General features: G+C 73.0%; 14 protein-coding genes and 1 pseudogene. 9 read left to right on the top strand and 6 right to left on the bottom strand.

Annotated features, from left to right (window positions below):
• Positions 1-97: 97 nt before the first annotated feature.
• Positions 98-2,590, bottom strand: a complete 2,493-nt coding sequence (locus ACGFZL_RS01060; RefSeq protein WP_393688012.1) for a glycoside hydrolase family 3 protein — start codon at positions 2,588-2,590, stop codon at positions 98-100.
• 64 nt (positions 2,591-2,654) lie between these two features.
• Between ACGFZL_RS01060 and ACGFZL_RS01065 the strand changes: the two are divergent.
• Positions 2,655-3,246: pseudogene (locus ACGFZL_RS01065) on the top strand (TetR/AcrR family transcriptional regulator).
• Here the strand turns inward: ACGFZL_RS01065 and ACGFZL_RS01070 are convergent.
• The 3 genes from ACGFZL_RS01070 to ACGFZL_RS01080 form a co-directional block, all read right to left on the bottom strand.
• Positions 3,243-4,040 carry an EI24 domain-containing protein gene (locus ACGFZL_RS01070; protein WP_393688014.1) on the bottom strand — a complete coding sequence of 266 codons (798 nt, stop codon included), beginning with the start codon at positions 4,038-4,040 and terminating at the stop codon, positions 3,243-3,245. The pseudogene ACGFZL_RS01065 and the gene ACGFZL_RS01070 sit on opposite strands and share 4 nt — an antisense overlap.
• A gap of 63 nt (positions 4,041-4,103) precedes the next feature.
• The gene (locus tag ACGFZL_RS01075; protein ID WP_393688016.1) at positions 4,104-4,523 is read right to left on the bottom strand and encodes an organic hydroperoxide resistance protein; all 420 of its coding nucleotides are present in this window, start codon (positions 4,521-4,523) and stop codon (positions 4,104-4,106) included.
• Positions 4,524-4,634: 111 nt separating this feature from the next.
• Positions 4,635-5,639 carry an NADP-dependent oxidoreductase gene (locus ACGFZL_RS01080; protein ID WP_393688018.1) on the bottom strand — a complete coding sequence of 335 codons (1,005 nt, stop codon included), beginning with the start codon at positions 5,637-5,639 and terminating at the stop codon, positions 4,635-4,637.
• Positions 5,640-5,738: 99 nt separating this feature from the next.
• On the opposite strand from ACGFZL_RS01080, the gene ACGFZL_RS01085 reads away from it, so the two are divergent.
• A complete protein-coding gene (locus ACGFZL_RS01085) occupies positions 5,739-6,191 on the top strand; it encodes a MarR family winged helix-turn-helix transcriptional regulator (protein ID WP_393688020.1) in 453 nt (150 codons plus the stop codon).
• A gap of 9 nt (positions 6,192-6,200) precedes the next feature.
• On the opposite strand, the gene ACGFZL_RS01090 is transcribed toward ACGFZL_RS01085, so the two are convergent.
• Complete coding sequence (locus ACGFZL_RS01090; protein WP_393688022.1) at positions 6,201-7,322, bottom strand: FAD-dependent oxidoreductase; 1,122 nt, start codon at positions 7,320-7,322, stop codon at positions 6,201-6,203.
• A gap of 53 nt (positions 7,323-7,375) precedes the next feature.
• On the opposite strand from ACGFZL_RS01090, the gene ACGFZL_RS01095 reads away from it, so the two are divergent.
• Positions 7,376-8,074, top strand: coding sequence for a TetR/AcrR family transcriptional regulator (locus ACGFZL_RS01095; protein ID WP_393688024.1), 699 nt, complete (start codon positions 7,376-7,378; stop codon positions 8,072-8,074).
• Between the two features lie 7 nt (positions 8,075-8,081).
• On the opposite strand, the gene ACGFZL_RS01100 is transcribed toward ACGFZL_RS01095, so the two are convergent.
• Complete coding sequence (locus ACGFZL_RS01100; protein ID WP_393688026.1) at positions 8,082-8,738, bottom strand: hypothetical protein; 657 nt, start codon at positions 8,736-8,738, stop codon at positions 8,082-8,084.
• A gap of 204 nt (positions 8,739-8,942) precedes the next feature.
• Here ACGFZL_RS01100 and ACGFZL_RS01105 point away from each other — a divergent pair, with 204 nt between their 5' ends.
• The 6 genes from ACGFZL_RS01105 (at position 8,943) to mmsB (ending at position 16,219) form a co-directional block, all read left to right on the top strand.
• Positions 8,943-10,109, top strand: coding sequence for a mandelate racemase/muconate lactonizing enzyme family protein (locus tag ACGFZL_RS01105; RefSeq protein WP_393688028.1), 1,167 nt, complete (start codon positions 8,943-8,945; stop codon positions 10,107-10,109).
• On the top strand, positions 10,106-11,113 hold the full coding sequence (locus ACGFZL_RS01110; RefSeq protein ID WP_393688030.1) for a zinc-binding dehydrogenase: 1,008 nt from the start codon (positions 10,106-10,108) through the stop codon (positions 11,111-11,113). Before ACGFZL_RS01105 ends, ACGFZL_RS01110 begins: the two co-directional genes overlap by 4 nt.
• Positions 11,114-11,186: 73 nt before the next feature.
• Positions 11,187-12,158, top strand: coding sequence for a hypothetical protein (locus ACGFZL_RS01115; RefSeq protein ID WP_393688032.1), 972 nt, complete (start codon positions 11,187-11,189; stop codon positions 12,156-12,158).
• A gap of 115 nt (positions 12,159-12,273) precedes the next feature.
• A complete protein-coding gene (gene chvE, locus ACGFZL_RS01120) occupies positions 12,274-13,386 on the top strand; it encodes a multiple monosaccharide ABC transporter substrate-binding protein (protein ID WP_355166503.1) in 1,113 nt (370 codons plus the stop codon).
• Positions 13,387-13,418: 32 nt separating this feature from the next.
• The gene (gene mmsA, locus ACGFZL_RS01125; RefSeq protein WP_393688034.1) at positions 13,419-14,969 is read left to right on the top strand and encodes a multiple monosaccharide ABC transporter ATP-binding protein; all 1,551 of its coding nucleotides are present in this window, start codon (positions 13,419-13,421) and stop codon (positions 14,967-14,969) included.
• Positions 14,966-16,219: a multiple monosaccharide ABC transporter permease gene (gene mmsB / locus ACGFZL_RS01130; RefSeq protein WP_355166499.1), complete on the top strand. Its 1,254-nt coding sequence runs from the start codon at positions 14,966-14,968 to the stop codon at positions 16,217-16,219. The genes mmsA and mmsB overlap by 4 nt, the downstream gene beginning before the upstream one ends.
• The last annotated feature ends 47 nt before the right edge of the window (positions 16,220-16,266 follow it).

Raw genomic sequence — 16,266 nt, forward strand, 5'->3', positions numbered from 1 at the left:
GGCAGTCGTGCCGCTGGGGCGACCCCGTCGAAGGGGTGAGCCCCGGCCCGGGTGTCAGGGCCCGGGCCGGGGCTGTCTGAGAGGGCCTCGCCCTGGTTCAGACGGTAATCGGCGTGGTGATCCGGGGGTCGGTGATCGAGCGGCCGATTCGGACTTCGTACGAACCCTTCACAAACGCCCACGAGCCGGCCGCCTCGTCCCATACCTCGAAGGCGCGGCGGGGCAGGTCGAGGGTGACCTCGGTCCGTTCGCCGGGGCCGGCCTCGGCGACGGCGAAGCCGGCCAGCCAGCGGGCGGGGCGGGAGGCGTCGGGCTCGGCGGGGGCGAGGTAGACCTGGACGACCTCGCGGCCGGGCCGCTCACCGGTGTTGCGCAGCCGGACGGTGGCGGCGGTGCCGTCGAGGTCGGCCGACTCGTACTCCCAGTCGGTGTAGCCGAGGCCGTGGCCGAAGGGGTAGGCCGGGGTGCGGCCGGCCTGGTCCCAGGCGCGGTAGCCGATGAACACGCCCTCGCCGTAGTGGAGTTCACCGTTCTCCGGGGTCACCCGGGTGACCGGGGCGTCGGCCAGGTCGCCCCAGGTGGTGGGGAGCCGGCCGCCCGGCTCCTCCGCGCCGGTCAGCACGTCCGCCAGCGCCGCCCCGCCCTCCTGGCCGGGGAACCAGCCGAGCAGCACGGCGGCGACCTCCTCGCGCCAGGGCAGCTCCACCGGGGAGCCGGAGTTGACGACCACCACGGTGTTGGGGTTGGCGGCGGCGACCGCGCGGACCAGGTCGTCCTGGCGCCCCGGCAGCCGCAGGTCGGTGCGGTCGAAGCCCTCGGACTCGACGCGCTCGGTGGTGGCGACCACGACGACGGCCGTGTCGGCGGCGCGGGCGGCCTCGGCGGCCTCGGCGATCGCCGCGTCCGGGTCGAAGCGGGGCTCGGCGTGCGCGAGGGAGAAGGTGATCACCTTGGCCGGCAGGTCGTCGGAGAGCCGGATGAGGTGGTGCAGGGACACCTCGACCGGGACGCCCGCGGTGAGGTCGGCCTCGGCGCGGGACTCGGGGGCGCCGAACATCGCCTCGAAGGGGTCGTCCTTGGCGGGGCGCTGCACGTCGTCGAAGTACGTGGTCCCGTCGATGGTGAGGGTGAAGGCGCCCAGGCCCTTGATGCCGAAGGTGTGGGTGCCGCTCTCGCGCGGGGTGAAGGTGCCGGTCAGCTCGACGCTGTCCAGGCGGTCGTGGGTGACGCCCTCGGGGAGGTCGGAGCCCATCCACTGGATGTGCCCGCCGGGGACGGAGCCGGTGCCGATGACCTCCCCCGACGCGTCGCGGCAGACGGCGCGCAGGTCGAAGCCGGCGCCTGCGGCGGTCAGTTCGGTGTTCGGGTCGGCGCCGACGGAGTAGGTCAGGGTGCCCTCGGGCAGCGCGGCGGTGAGGCCGTCCAGCGGGGAGACCACGTGGTCGGGGAAGACGGTGGCGGAGCCGCCGCCGAGGACCCGGGCGTCGCGGGCGGCGGCGCCGCTGAGGGCGACCGTGCCGGGGCGCAGCGGGAGGGCGGGGCGCCCCGCGCGGGGCTCGTTGCGCACCAGGACGAAGGAGCGGCGGGCGATCTCCCGGGCCAGGGCCGGGCCGTCCACGGCGGCGGGCGGCTCGGCGACGGCGGGCTCGGTGCCGGCCAGGGCGCCGACGCGGGCGGCGAGGCGCAGCACGTTGCGCACGGCGGCGTCGACCTCGGCCTCGGTGACCTCGCCGTCCCGCACGGCGCGGGCCAGGGCGGCACCGTAGACCGTGCGCGGGCCCGGCATCGCGATGTCCAGGCCGCCGCGCAGGGCGCCGGTGGTGGAGCGGGCGGCCACCCAGTCGGAGACGTTGACCCCGTCGAAGCCCCACTCGCCGCGCAGCACGTCCTGCACGAGGTGGGTGTGCTCGGTCATCGTCGGCCCGTTGACCGAGTTGTAGGCCGTCATGACGCCCCACGGGCGGGCGTCGGCCACGATCGCTTCGAAGGGCGCGAGGTACAGCTCGCGCAGGGCGCGTTCGGAGACCAGGTTGTTCACGGTGAAGCGGTCGGTCTCGGCGTCGTTGGCCACGAAGTGCTTCACCGTGGTGCCGACCCCGCCGGACTGGACGCCGGCCACATAGCCGGAGCCGATGCGGCCGGTGAGGTACGGGTCCTCGCTGTACGCCTCGAAGTGCCGGCCGCCCAGCGGGGAGCGGTGCAGGTTGACGGTGGGGGCGAGCAGGACGTGCACGCCCTTGCGGCGGGCCTCCTGGGCGAGCAGCGCGCCGGCCCGGCGGGCGAGGTCCGGGTCCCAGGACGCGGCGAGCGCGGTCGGGGAGGGCAGCGCCACCGAGGGGTCGTCGGAGGTCCAGCGCACGCCGCGCACGCCGACGGGGCCGTCGGACATCACCAGGGAGGCCAGGCCGATCTCCGGCAGGGCGGGCAGGGTCCACATGTCCTGGCCGGACAGCAGCCCGGCCTTCGCGTCCAGGTCGAGCAGGCCGAGCGCCGCCTCGACGGCGGCCTCCCGGGCGCGGTCCTTCTCCTCTGCGTTCGCCGTCTGCGTCACGGCGGCACCTCCTCGTCGAAGCCCTTGGGACGGCACCATGGTGCACCCGTACCCTGGTGACCGGTAGGTTTCGTTATCGATCCGTGATATGAGACCTGTCCCGATCCCGTACGGTGACCACCATGACCACCAGGGCCAGAAGTGGGGAGCGGCGCGCGGAGATCGTGCGGGCCGCCCTGGAGGTGATCGCCGAGCGCGGTTACCGGGGCGCCAGTCTGGCCGCCGTCGCGGAGCGGGTGGGGCTGACCCAGCAGGGGCTCATGCACCACTTCCCGACCAAGGACGCGCTGCTCGTGGCGGTGCTGGACGAGCGCGACCACTGGGACGCCCTGCCCGCGGACCGGCTGCGGATGGACCTGCTGGGCGCGCTGGTGGAGTACAACGCGATGCGCCCGGGCGTCGTCCAGACCTTCTCGGCGCTGCTCGGGGAGAGCGTCACGGACGGGCATCCGGCCCGGCCGTTCTTCACCGAGCGCTACGGCCGGGTGCGGGCGACGATGGCGGAGCTGCTGCGCGCCGAGTACGGCGACCGCCTCCCCGGCGGCCTGCCGCCCGAGCGGGTGGCCCCGCTGCTGGTGGCGCTGCTCGACGGGTTGCAGTACCAGTGGCTGCTGGACCCGGGGGCGGTGGACATGGCGGCGGCGTTCCGGGACTTCATGGCGCTGCTCGGGGAGGCGCCCGGGGAGGCTCCCTAGGCCGTCTCGGGCGTGACCTGCGGGTTCTCCTCGTCGTCGCCCTCGCGGATCTCCTCGCCCAGCAGGTCGCGGGCAAGCAGCGTGGCCCCGGCGACCGCGCCCGGCATCAGGAAGACCGCGACGAAGGGCACCACGAAGGCGACGGCCAGCGGGGTGCCGAAGCCCCAGACCAGGGTGCGGCGGGAGCGGAGCAGCGCGAGGCGCTCGCGCAGTTCGACGCCGCGGCGCTGGAGGGCGACGGAGGCCAGCTCCTCGGTGAGGAAGAAGCCGGTGACGAAGAAGCCGAGCACCGGGACGACGGTCTGCCCGACGACCGGGACGAAGCCGAGGGCGAAGAGCAGCACGCCCCACACGGCGGCGCGGACCAGCACCCGCAGGCTGTCCCGGGCGGAGATCCACAGCTCGCGCCAGAGGGGCAGGTGCGACTCGGGGGCGGTGCCGTCCGGAGAGACGTCGCGGTCGACCCGCTCGGAGAGGTTCTCGTAGAACGGCTGGCCGACCAGGAGGGTGACGGCGGTGAAGGTGAGGACCGCCAGGAGCAGGGCGAGGGCGAAGAGGACGGCGGTCAGGAAGCCGCGGAACAGGCCGCCCCAGGGGCTCGCCCAGTCGTCGGCGAAGGGGGTCGCCCAGGCGGTGAAGTCCGCGCCCCAGAGCGCGAGGGCGACCAGGGCCGCGGCGTACAGAACGAGGGTGATCAGGCCCGGGAGCAGCCCGAAGCCGTAGCTCCTGCCGTGCCGGGCCACCCAGCGCTGGCCCTTCAGGAGATGGCCGAATCCCGCCCCAAGATCGCGCATGGGCGGAACTCTACCGGCGCCGCGCCCCCGCGGGGTGCGGGGGTGCGGGCCACAGGGGCGTCCTCAGACCAGGGTGACGGTGATGTTGCCGCAGGTCGCCTTGGAGTACGGGCAGACCTGGTGGGCCTTCTCCAGCAGGTCCTTGGCGGCCTCGGCGGAGACGTTGGGGATGCTCGCGGAGATCTCGACGATGATGCCGAAGCCCTCGTCGTTCTTGCCGATGCCGACCTTGGCGGTGACGGTCGAGCCGGAGACGTCGGCGCTCTCCTGGCGGGCGACGACGGCCAGGGCGCCCTGGAAGCAGGCGCTGTAGCCGGCGGCGAAGAGCTGCTCCGGGTTGGTGCCGGCGCCGCTGCCGCCCATCTCCTTCGGCGGGTTCACGACGACGTCGAGCTTGCCGTCGTCGGTGGCCACCCGGCCGTCGCGGCCGTTCTCGGCGGTGGCCACTGCGGTGTAGAGGACCTCGGACTGCGAAATGGGCATGTGGTTGCTCTTCCTCCTCGGTCCGCCGTGACTCGCGCCCACGACCACGACGGATTTCGGAACGACGCTACCGCATGCCGGAAACGCTCGGGAAGCGCGCTCAGGGAGGGCTCAGAGCTTGACGATCATCTTGCCGGTGTTGTCGCCGCGCAGGACGCCGAGGAACGCCTCCAGGTTGTTCCCGATGCCCTCGACCACGGTCTCGCGGTACTTCAGCTCGCCGGAGCGGACCCAGGGGCCGACCTCCTGGACGAACTGCTGCTGGAGGTCGTAGTGGTCGCCGACCAGGAAGCCCTCGATCCGGCCGCGGGTCTGGATGAGGCGGGCCAGGTTCTTCGGTCCTGGGGCGGGCTCGGTGGCGTTGTAGACGGAGATCGCGCCGCAGATGGCGACGCGGCCGTCCCGGTTCAGGGAGCCGATGGCCGCCTCCAGGTGGTCGCCGCCGACGTTGTCGAAGTAGACGTCGACGCCGTCGGGCGCGGCGGCGCGCAGCTGCTCGCTCACCGGGCCGTTCTTGTAGTTGAAGGCGGCGTCGAAGCCGTACTCCTCGGTGAGCAGCTTGACCTTCTCGTCCGAGCCGGCCGAGCCGACGACCCGGGAGGCGCCCTTGAGCCGGGCGATCTGCCCGACCTGGCTGCCGACCGCGCCCGCCGCGCCGGAGACGAAGACGCTGTCGCCCTCCTTGAAGGAGGCGGTACGCAGCAGCCCCGCGTAGGCGGTGAGGCCGGTCATGCCGAGCACGCCGAGGTACGTGGAGAGCGGGGCGGCGTCCGGGTCGACCTTGACGGCGTTCTTGGCGTCCACGGCGGCGTACTCGCGCCAGCCGAAGAAGTGCAGGACGTGGTCGCCGACGGCGATGCCCTCGGCGTCGGAGGCGACGACCTCGCCGACCGCGCCGCCCTGCATGACCTTGTCCAGCTCGAAGGGGTCGACGTAGGACTTGGCGGCGCTCATCCGGCCGCGCATGTAGGGGTCGACGGAGACGTACTCGTTGCGCACCAGCACCTGGCCGGGGCCCGGGGTGGGGACGTCGGCCTCGACCAGGGCGAAGTTCTCGGGCGTGGGCACGCCGACGGGGCGGCTCTTCAGGTGCCATTCACGGTTGACGTCGGGCATGGGGGTCCGCCTCTCGCATGGTTCAAATATCTTTCAGTACCTGAAACAACCATGCTCCTGCATATTTCACCTTGTCAAACACCTCGGTACCCTGAGCGCATGGCCGCCACCCCGCACGGAAGTACCCGCAGACCCGACGCCCTCACCCTCGAGGTCGTCGAGCTGATCGGCGAGGCCGTGGCCCGCTTCCACGCGGAGTACGAGGAGGCGGCGGCGGCCCAGTCCCTCACCGGCGCGCAGGCGAGGCTCCTGAGCCTGCTCTCCCTGGAGCCCCTCCCGATGCGCCGCCTGGCCCGCAAACTGCGCTGCGAGCCGTCCAACGTGACCGGCATCGTGGACCGCCTGGAGACGCGCGGCCTGGTCGAGCGCCGCCCCGACCCGGCCGACCGCCGCGTGAAGGTCGCGGCGGTCACGGAGGAGGGCCGCCGCACCGCCCGCGCCCTCCGCGACTCCCTGCGCTTCGCCCGGGAGCCGCTGGCGGGCCTGTCGGAGCCGGAACGGGTCGCGCTGCGGGACGCGCTGCGGAGGATGGTGGACGCGTCCGGGGAGTGAGCCCTCCGGTCAGGACGGCTGGACCGCGTCGAAGACGGCGAGGGCCTCGGCAGGGTCGGGGCTCACCAGGCGGTCCAGGCCCGCCGCGGTGATGCCGGCCCAGCGGGCGGCCCTCGGCCACATGCGTTCCTCGAAGGTGCGGAGCACCTCGGCCAGGTCGTCGTCGGCGGCTGCGGCGAGCAACTCGGCCAGTTCCGCGCCCTCCAGCATGGCGAGGTTCGCGCCCGCGCCCAAGGGGGGCATCAGGTGCGCGGCGTCGCCGAGCAGGGTGACGCCCCGGGTGTGCGGCCAGGTGTGGCCGACGGGCAGGACGTGGAGGGGGCGCGGGGTGAAGGCGGTGCCGTGGCGGAGGAGGTCGAGGGCCTCCGTGGTCCAGCCGTCGAAGAGGGCCAGCAGGGCGGCGCGCACCGCCTCGGGGTCGGCCGCGTCGAGGCGCCCGTGCCAGTCGGCGGGGGCGCGGAACTGGGCGTGCACCCGCACGTGGCCGCCGCTGTTGCGCTGGGCGACCAGGGAGCGGTTCACGCCGTACACCGCCAGTGAGCCGTCGCCGACCAGGCGGGCGAGGGCGGGGTGGCGGGTGTCGATGTCGTCCAGGTACGTCTCGACCGCGGTGACGCCGGTGTGGTGCGGCCGCACCGGGGAGAGGGCCGGGCGGGTGCGGGACCAGGCGCCGTCGGCGCCGATCACGAGGTCGTAGGTCTCCGAGCGGCCGTCGGCGAGGTCGACCCGTACGCCCTCCCCCGTCCCCGGCACGACCCGGGTCACCGACTGGCCCCAGCGGACCTCCAGGGGGCCGAGCAGCAGGTCGCGGAGGTGGCCGCGGTCGATCTCGGGGTTGGCCCGCTCGTCGGGGCGGGGTCGCCAGTCGCGCAGGACCGTGCCGTCCGGGGCCAGGATGCGCATGGCCTGGCCCTCGGGGCGGGACAGCGCCTCGAACTCCGCCAGCAGGCCCGCCTTCCGCAGGGCCAGTTGTCCCATCCCCTCGTGCAGGTCGAGCGCGCCGCCCGGCGGGCGGGCGTCGGGGGACGGGTCGCGTTCCAGGATCGTGACGGGGTGGCCGTGGCGGTGCATGACGCGGGCGAAGGTGAGGCCGGCCGGGCCGCTGCCGACCACGGCGATGCGGTGTCTCATGGCGATACACCGTATTGGCGGGAGACGGTGAAGCGCAACAGTACGGTGGGGCCATGACTGTCTGGGACCGGCCCGAGCCGCCGGCTCGCCCCGTGCCGCTCGACCGAGAGCGGATCGTCGCCGCCGCCGTTGCCCTCGCCGACGAGGGCGGGCTCGCGGAGGTGTCGCTGCGCAAGGTCGCCGCGCGGCTGAACGCGGGGCCGATGCGGCTGTACGGCTTCCTCGCCACCAAGGAGGAGCTGTTCGACCTCATGGTGGACGAGGTCAAGGCCGAGATCCTCCCCGAGGCCGAGGAGCCGCCCGGCGACTGGCGGGAGGCCCTGCGCGGCATCGCCCACCGGACCAGGCGGACCGCCCTGCGCCACCCCTGGCTGGCCGACCTGCTCGGCGGCCGGCCCGCCCTGGGCCCCAACGGCCTCGCCGTCACCGAGGCCACGCTCGCCGCCCTCGACGGCCTCGCCGACGCGGACACCGTGCTGCGCGCCACGGAGACCGTCAGCGCCTACACCACCGGCGCGATCCGGCGCGAGATCGCCGGCCTGCGGGCCGAACGCGACACCGGCCTGACCGACCGGGAGTGGCAGCGCGCCTCGGGGTCCCATGTGACGAGGCTGCTGGCCACGGGCCGCTTCCCGGCGCTGGCCAGGTTCGTGCACGAGGCGGCGGAGGTGGACGCCGAGACGACGTTCGCGACCGGCCTGGAGTGGGTCCTCGACGCCGTCGCGGCCAGGCTCGGAGAGCAGCCCGGCTGACCTCCCGTCAGGTGCACCACCACAGGAAGCGGTCGCAGGACTTCGTCGGGGACGGCTCCGGGGCCTGAGAGGTCGGCGGCGGGGTGGCGGGCGCCGCGGGGGGCGGGGTGGTGGCGCCGGCCGGCGGCGGGGCCTCGGCGGTCGTCGGCGCGGGGCGGTGCGGGGAGGCGGCCGGCGGGTCCGCGCGGGGCGGCTCGGTGGCGGAGGCGGCGGCGGACGCGCTCGCCGGGGCGGACGGCGACAGCGATGACGACGCGGACCCGGACGGGGTGGCCGAGGCGGCGGCCGTGGCGGTGGCCGCCCGTGTGCTGTCGGCCGCCGGGACCGCCGTGGCGCCCTGGGCGTCCTCGGGCGCGGGAGCGGCGGGGGTGGCCTCGGCCGCCGGCCGCGTCGGCTTCGAGCCCGGTCCGTCCAGGCCCAGTTCGGCCAGGCTCAGCGCGCCGGCCGCGAGGAGGAAGCCCGCGGTGACGAGCAGCGTGCGGCGGCGGCGCCTGCGGTGGGCGGCGGCCTTGCGGTCGCGGCGGCCCGGTTCGGGGGCCTCGGGCGGGGCGGGAGCGGGCTCCGGTGCCGGGGGCGCCCGTATGTGCGCGGGGGCCGGCGCGCCGCAACCCGGGCAGGCCAGGGCGCCGTTGAGGTGCCGACGGCACGGGTGGCAGTAGTCCATGACGCGGGAAGAGTAAGTTCCGGGACGGTTGCGGCTCCAGAGACGGCTGTGAAGGTTGTGTGGGAAACGTTGTCCCCGCCGGCCGAACAGGTCGCCGTGTCCCGGGCATTGACACCCCCGCCGCGCTCTCCTTACTGTCACGCCAGCATTTCGAACGAGTGACGAGATATCGAACAACATGAGCCAGAGCGAGGGGACGCCGCCGTGCGCATCACCGGGATCAGCACACACGTGGTCGGGACGCCGTGGCGGAACCTGACCTACGTCCAGGTGCACACCGACGAGGGGCTCACGGGGGTCGGCGAGACCCGGATGCTGGGGCACACCGACGCCCTCCTCGGCTACCTCAAGGAGGCCGAGGCCAACCACATCGCGGGCTCCGACCCGTTCGCCGTCGAGGACCTGGTGCGCCGGATGAAGTACGGCGACTACGGGCGGGCCGGCGAGATCGTGATGTCCGGCATCGCCGTCATCGAGATGGCGTGCTGGGACGTCAAGGGCAAGGCGCTCGGCGTGCCCGTGTGGCAGCTGCTCGGCGGGAAGGTGACCGACCGGGTCAAGGCGTACGCCAACGGCTGGTACACCACCGAGCGGACGCCCGAGGCGTACCACGAGGCCGCTCGCGCGGTGGTGGCCCGGGGGTACCGGGCGCTGAAGATCGACCCGTTCGGCACCGGGCACTTCGAACTCGACCACGAGCGGACCCGGTACGCCGTCTCGCTCATCGAGGCCGTGCGGGACGCCATCGGGCCCGAGGCCGAGCTGATGCTGGAGATGCACGGCCGCTTCTCCCCCGCCACCGCGATCCGGCTGGCCCGCGAGCTGGCGCCGTACCGGCCGGCCTGGCTGGAGGAGCCGGTGCCGCCGGAGAACCTGAAGGCGCTGAGGAAGGTCGCCGAGCGGGTGGACCTGCCGATCGCCACCGGCGAGCGCATCCACGACCGGATCGAGTTCCGGGAGCTGTTCGAGGACCAGTCGGTGGACATCATCCAGCCCGACGTCGGCCACATCGGCGGCATCTGGGAGACCCGCAAGCTCGCCGCCACCGCCGAGGCCCACTACACGCTGGTCGCCCCGCACAACGTGGGCGGCCCGGTGCTCACCGCCGCCAGCCTGCAAGTCGGCTTCACCACGCCGAACTTCAAGGTCCTGGAGCACTTCAACGACTTCGCCGACGCGGAGATCAAGGACGTGGTCAAGGGCGCCCCGCAGGTCGACCCGGAGGACGGCTGCTTCCACCTCTCCGACGCCCCCGGGCTCGGCGTCGAGCTGGACGCCGACGCGGCGGCCGAATTCCCGCAGCAGCAGGCCCGGTTCGACCTGTGGGCCGAGGGCTGGGAGCGGCGCCGGCCGGCGGCGGGGCGGGCGTGAGCGGGGTCGCCGTCGTCCTGGACGCGCCAGGTCGGCACCGGCTGGTCCGGCACGAGCCGCGCGAACCCGGGCCCGGCGAGGCGCTGGTGCGGGTGCACGCCGTGGGGATCTGCGGCAGTGACCGGGAGGTGTACCAGGGCAGCCGGCCGGCGGCGTACGTGCGGTACCCCGTCACGCCGGGCCACGAGTGGTCCGGCACCGTGGACCGGGTCGGGGACGGCGTGCCCGCGGGCCTCGTCGGGCGCAAGGCGGTCGGCGAGGGGTTCCGCAACTGCCAGGTGTGCGCGCGCTGCCACGCCGGGGAGACCACGCTGTGCACCGCCGGGTACGCCGAGACCGGGTTCACCGAGCCCGGCGCCATGGCCGCCACCCTCACCCTGCCGGCCCGGCTGCTGCACCCCCTGCCCGACGACGCCGACCTCGGGGCCGCCGCCCTCCTGGAGCCCGCCGCCTGCGTGGCCGCCGCCGCGCTGAAGGCGGACGCCCGGCCCGGGGAGCGGGTCGCCGTGGTCGGGACCGGCACGCTCGGCATGCTGGCCGTGCGGTTCCTCGCCGCCGCCTCCCCCGCCGAGCTGCTGGTGGTCGGGGTGGACCGGCGGCGGGCCCCGCTGGCCGAGCGGTTCGGCGCGACCGGCTTCCGTACGACGGACCAGCCGCTGCCCGCCGACTTCGACGTGGTCGTGGAGGCCGCCGGCTCCCCCGACGCGGCCGGCGTCGCGGCCGGGCTGCTGCGGCGGGGCGGGCGGCTGGTGCTGACCGGGCTGCCGGCGCCCGGCGGGGGCGGCCTCGACCCGGCAGACCTGGTGCTGCGGCAGCTGGAGGTGCGCACCGTCTTCGGGGCGCCGCCGCACGCCTGGGCGCACGCGGTGCGGATGTTCGCCGCCGGGCTGCTCGACCCGCTGCCGCTGGTGACGCACGAGCTGCCGCTCGCCGAGTTCCCGCACGCCATCGACCTGGTCGGCTCCGGTGATCCGGGGGTCGGCAAGGTGCTGCTGCGCCCCTGAGCCGTACGCAGGTGACCGCCCCGGGAGCGGGCGCCGCACCCCGTTCCGAGAACCGAACGCGAAGGACCCGCCCGTGACCGACCGCACTCAAGACACCCCCCGCAGACCCGGCGAGCCCGCCCTCACCGCCCTGGGCCTCGCCGCCCCCGCCCCCGACCCCGCCGACGCCTCCCCGCACGCCTTCCCGGGCGGCGGACGCTGGCGCACCGAGGTGCCCTCCTGCGAGGGCCCGGAGGCGCTGGCCGTCGTGCTCGCGGAGGCCGACCGCCTCGACGTGCCGGTGCACCGCATCAGCCAGGGCAGCGGCGTGTGGATGCTGACCGACGCCGAGATCACCGAGATGGCCGGCGCCACCGCCGAGCGCGGCATCGAGCTGTGCCTGTTCACCGGCCCGCGCGGCACCTGGGACACCGGCGGCTCGGTGCGCACCGACTCCGGCGGGGCGGGCCCCCGCGCCCGGGGGCACGACGCGCTCGCCGGGTGCGTCGAGGACGCCGTGCGCGCCACCGGACTGGGTGTGGGGTGCCTGCTGGTCGCCGACGAGGGCGTGCTGTGGACCCTGCACCGGGCGCGGGAGGCCGGGCTGCTCCCGGCGGACACCACGCTGAAGCTGTCCGCGCTGGTCGGGCCGGTCAACCCGGCGTCGTACGCGGTGTACGAGGGGCTCGGCGCCGACTCCGTCAACGTGCCGAGCGACCTCACGCCGGCCCATCTCACCGAGATCCGGCGGGTGTCGGCGGCGCCGATGGACCTGTACATCGAGGCGCCCGACGACCTCGGCGGCTTCGTGCGGATGTACGAGGTGGCCGAGCTGATCCGGCGCGGGGCGCCGCTGTACCTGAAGTTCGGCCTCGCCAAGGCGCCCGGGATCTACCCGTACGGCCACCACCTGCGCGAGGCGGCGCTGGCCTCGGCGCGGGAGCGGGTGCGCAGGGGCAGGCTCGCCCTCGATCTGCTGGCCCGGCACGGGGCGGACGGCGGCATGGCGCCGCTGGGCGACCGGACCCCGCCCCGGCTCAAGCGCTTTCCCCCGCCGTCGCCGTGAGATGCCGTCATAACGTTACCGAAACCGCCTTCACAAAAGACGACACGACCGCGCACAATCCACCACACCTGAGCCCTGCACTCTCAGCCCTGCACTCACATCAAGGATGATGATCATGCGCAACCGCAGAGCCGCACTCGCCGCCGTCGCCACCGCCGCCTCCCTCGCCCTCACCCTGTCCGCCTGCGGGCAGGACAGCGAGGGCGGCAGCGAGGAGGGCAAGGGGGACGCCAAGGGCGCCACCGTCGGCATCGCGATGCCGACCAAGTCCTCCGAGCGCTGGATAGCCGACGGCAACAACGTCGTGAAGGCGCTGGAGTCCAAGGGCTACAAGACCAAGCTGGTCTACGGCGAGGACGACCCGGACCAGCAGGTCTCGCAGATCGAGAACCTGATCACGCAGGGCGTCAAGGCGCTGATCGTCGCGGCGATCGACAACAAGTCGCTCAACAACGTGCTCCAGCAGGCCAAGGACGCCGACATCCCGGTCATCTCCTACGACCGCCTGATCCTGGGCACCAAGAACGTCGACTACTACGCCTCCTTCGACAACGAGAAGGTCGGCGAGCTGCAGGGCACCTACATCCTGGACAAGCTCGGCCTGAAGGACGGCAGCAAGAAGGGCCCGTTCAACCTCGAGCTGTTCGCCGGCTCCAACGACGACAACAACACCCGCTACTTCTTCCAGGGCGCGATGAGCGTCCTCCAGCCGTACATCGACAAGAAGCAGCTCGTCGTCCGCTCCGGGCAGACCGCCCTCAACCAGGTCACCACCCTGCGCTGGGACGGCGGCACCGCCCAGAAGCGCATGGACGACGTCCTCACCTCGTCCTACAAGAGCCAGCGCGTCGACGCCGTACTCTCCCCCTACGACGGCATCTCCATCGGCATCCTCTCCGCCCTGAAGTCGGACGACTACGGCTCCGCGAAGAAGCCGCTGCCGGTCGTCACCGGGCAGGACGCCGAGGTCGCCTCGGTGAAGTCGATCATCGCCGACGAGCAGTCGATGACCGTCTACAAGGACACCCGGCAGCTCGCCAAGGTCTCCGTCGACATGGTCGACGCGCTGCTGACCGGCAAGAAGCCCGAGGTCAACGACACCAAGACGTACGACAACGGCGCCAAGGTCGTGCCCTCCTACCTGCTCGACCCGGTCGCCGTCGACAAGGCCAACTACCAGAAGGTCGTGGTCGACTCCGGCTACCTCAAGGCGAGCGACCTCAAGTAACGACCGGCTACGAGGGATTGGAAGGCACCACCATGGCGGGACCCGTCCTGGAGATGCGCTCGATCGTCAAGACCTTCCCCGGCGTCAAGGCACTGTCGGACGTCACGCTGACCGTCCGCCCTGGCGAGGTCCACGCCATCTGCGGGGAGAACGGCGCCGGCAAGTCGACGCTGATGAAGGTGCTGTCGGGCGTCCACCCGCACGGCACGTACGAGGGGGAGATCCTCTTCGAGTCGCAGCCCTGCGCGTTCAAGGACATCAGGGCCAGCGAGCAGCAGGGCATCGTGATCATCCACCAGGAGCTGGCCCTGGTGCCCTACCTCTCCCTCGCGGAGAACATCTTCCTCGGCAACGAGCACGCCACCCGCGGCCTCATCGACTGGCGGGAGACGCTGCGGCACGCCGCCGAACTGCTGCGCCGGGTCGGCCTCGACGACCACCCCGAGACCCGGGTGGCGGACATCGGGGTCGGCAAGCAGCAGCTGGTGGAGATCGCCAAGGCGCTGTCGAAGAAGGTGAAGCTGCTCATCCTGGACGAGCCCACCGCGGCGCTCAACGACGAGGACAGCGGCAAACTCCTCGACCTGATCCTCCAGTTGAAGGAGCAGGGCGTCACCTCGATCATCATCTCGCACAAGCTCAACGAGATCCGCAAGGTCGCCGACTCGGTGACCATCCTGCGCGACGGGCGGACCATCGAGACGCTCGACGTGAAGGCCCCGGAGACCACCGAGGACCGGATCATCAGCGGGATGGTCGGCCGCGACCTGGAGCACCGCTTCCCCGAGCGCACCCCGCACGAGCCGGAGGAGGGGACGGCGCCGGCCCTGGAGATCCGCGACTGGACCGTGCACCACCCCATCGACCAGCAGCGCAAGGTGGTCGACGGTGTCTCGCTGACCGTGCGGCGCGGGGAGATCGTCGGCATCGCGGGCCTGATGGGCGCCGGGCGCACGGAGCTGGCGATGAGCGTCTTCGGCCGCAGCTACGGCCGGCACGCGCGGGGCACGGTGCTCAAGGACGGCCGGGAGATCCGCACCCGCACCGTCCCGGAGGCGGTCCGGCACGGGATCGCGTACGTCACCGAGGACCGCAAGCACTACGGCCTCAACCTCATCGACACCGTGCACCGCAACATCTCGCTCAGCGCGCTGGGCAAGGTGGCCAGGCGGGGCGTGGTGAACGCGCACGACGAGCGGCGGGTCGCCGAGGAGTTCCGCACCTCGATGAACATCAAGGCGCCGACGGTCGTGGAGCCGGTGGGCAAGCTGTCCGGCGGCAACCAGCAGAAGGTCGTCCTCAGCAAGTGGATCTTCGCCGGTCCCGACGTGCTGATCCTGGACGAGCCGACCCGCGGGATCGACGTGGGCGCCAAGTACGAGATCTACACGGTCATCGACCGGCTGGCCGCCGAGGGCAAGGCGGTCGTCTTCATCTCCTCCGAGCTGCCGGAGCTGCTCGGCATGTGCGACCGCGTCTACACGATGGCCGCGGGGCGGCTCACGGGCGAGTTCAGCCGGGCCGAGGCCACGCAGGAGTCGCTGATGCGCCAGATGACGAAGGACAAAGAGGTAAGCAGATGAGCACGGATGTGACCGCCAAGTCGCCGGCGCCGACGCCGGCCGGCAAGGACGGGCCGGGCGGGCGGGCCGGCGGTGACGGACTGCTCGGCCTGGTCGTGGAGGGCATGCGCCGCAACATGCGGCAGTACGGCATGCTGTTCGCGCTCGGCCTGATCGTGGTGCTGTTCGCGGTGTGGACCGAGGGCGACCTGCTGCTGCCGCGCAACGTCTCCAACCTGGTGCTGCAGAACAGCTACATCCTGATCCTGGCGATCGGCATGATGCTGGTCATCATCGCCGGGCACATCGACCTGTCGGTGGGGTCACTGACCGCCTTCATCGGCTCGATGGCCGCGGTGTTCATGGTCCGGCACGATCTGCCGTGGCCGCTGGCGGTGGTGCTGTGCCTGGTGATGGGCGCGGTGGCGGGGGCGGTGCAGGGCTTCTTCATCGCGTACGCCGGGATGCCGTCGTTCATCGTGACCCTGGCCGGCATGCTGATCTTCCGCGGGCTCACCGAGATCTTCCTGGAGGGCCAGACGCTCGGCCCCTTCCCCGAGGGCCTGCAGAAGGTCTCCAACGGCTTCCTGCCCGAGGTCGGCCCGGACACCAACTACCACAACCTCACGCTGCTGCTGGGCATCGCGCTGATCGCCTTCGTGGTCTACCAGGAGGTCCGGGACCGGCGCCGGCAGCGGGAGTTCTCCCTGGAGGTGCCGCCGGCCGGGCTGTTCGCGCTGAAGCTGGTGGCCCTGGTCGCGGCCGTCCTGACGGTCACCATGCTGCTGGCCAGCTACAAGGGCGCGCCGATCGTGCTGCTGATCCTGGGCGTGCTGCTGGTGGGCTTCGGCTACCTCATGCGCAACGCCATCGTCGGCCGCCACATCTACGCCATCGGCGGCAACCTGCCCGCGGCCAAGCTGTCCGGTGTGAAGGACAAGAAGGTCACCTTCCTGGTCTTCCTCAACATGGGCATGCTCGCGGCGCTGGCCGGCCTGGTCTTCGCCGCCCGCTTCAACGCGGCCTCGCCGAAGGCCGGCCTCAACTTCGAACTGGAGGCCATCGCCGCCTCGTTCATCGGCGGCGCCTCGATGAGCGGCGGCGTGGGCACGGTGCTCGGCGCGATCATCGGTGGTCTGGTGCTCGGCGTGCTGAACAACGGCATGAACCTGGTCGGCGTCGGCACGGACTGGCAGCAGGTCATCAAGGGGCTCGTGCTGCTGGCGGCGGTCGGGTTCGACGTGTGGAACAAGCGGAGGGTGGGTTCGTAGCCCCCGCTGAACGCCAGCGCGCTCCGGCGCGTATGGATGGGCGGCCC

The organism is Streptomyces sp. NPDC048182, from assembly GCF_043202555.1.
Classification (GTDB): Bacteria; Actinomycetota; Actinomycetes; order Streptomycetales; family Streptomycetaceae; genus Streptomyces.

Coding starts and splice junctions, on each gene's coding strand:
- mmsB (WP_355166499.1), top strand. CDS start 14,966: ATGAGCACGGATGTGACCGCCAAGTCGCCGGCGCCGACGCCGGCCGGC.
- ACGFZL_RS01100 (WP_393688026.1), bottom strand. CDS start 8,738: ATGGACTACTGCCACCCGTGCCGTCGGCACCTCAACGGCGCCCTGGCC.
- ACGFZL_RS01090 (WP_393688022.1), bottom strand. CDS start 7,322: ATGAGACACCGCATCGCCGTGGTCGGCAGCGGCCCGGCCGGCCTCACC.
- ACGFZL_RS01080 (WP_393688018.1), bottom strand. CDS start 5,639: ATGCCCGACGTCAACCGTGAATGGCACCTGAAGAGCCGCCCCGTCGGC.
- ACGFZL_RS01095 (WP_393688024.1), top strand. CDS start 7,376: ATGACTGTCTGGGACCGGCCCGAGCCGCCGGCTCGCCCCGTGCCGCTC.
- chvE (WP_355166503.1), top strand. CDS start 12,274: ATGCGCAACCGCAGAGCCGCACTCGCCGCCGTCGCCACCGCCGCCTCC.
- ACGFZL_RS01060 (WP_393688012.1), bottom strand. CDS start 2,590: ATGGTGCCGTCCCAAGGGCTTCGACGAGGAGGTGCCGCCGTGACGCAG.
- ACGFZL_RS01070 (WP_393688014.1), bottom strand. CDS start 4,040: ATGCGCGATCTTGGGGCGGGATTCGGCCATCTCCTGAAGGGCCAGCGC.
- ACGFZL_RS01075 (WP_393688016.1), bottom strand. CDS start 4,523: ATGCCCATTTCGCAGTCCGAGGTCCTCTACACCGCAGTGGCCACCGCC.
- mmsA (WP_393688034.1), top strand. CDS start 13,419: ATGGCGGGACCCGTCCTGGAGATGCGCTCGATCGTCAAGACCTTCCCC.
- ACGFZL_RS01085 (WP_393688020.1), top strand. CDS start 5,739: ATGGCCGCCACCCCGCACGGAAGTACCCGCAGACCCGACGCCCTCACC.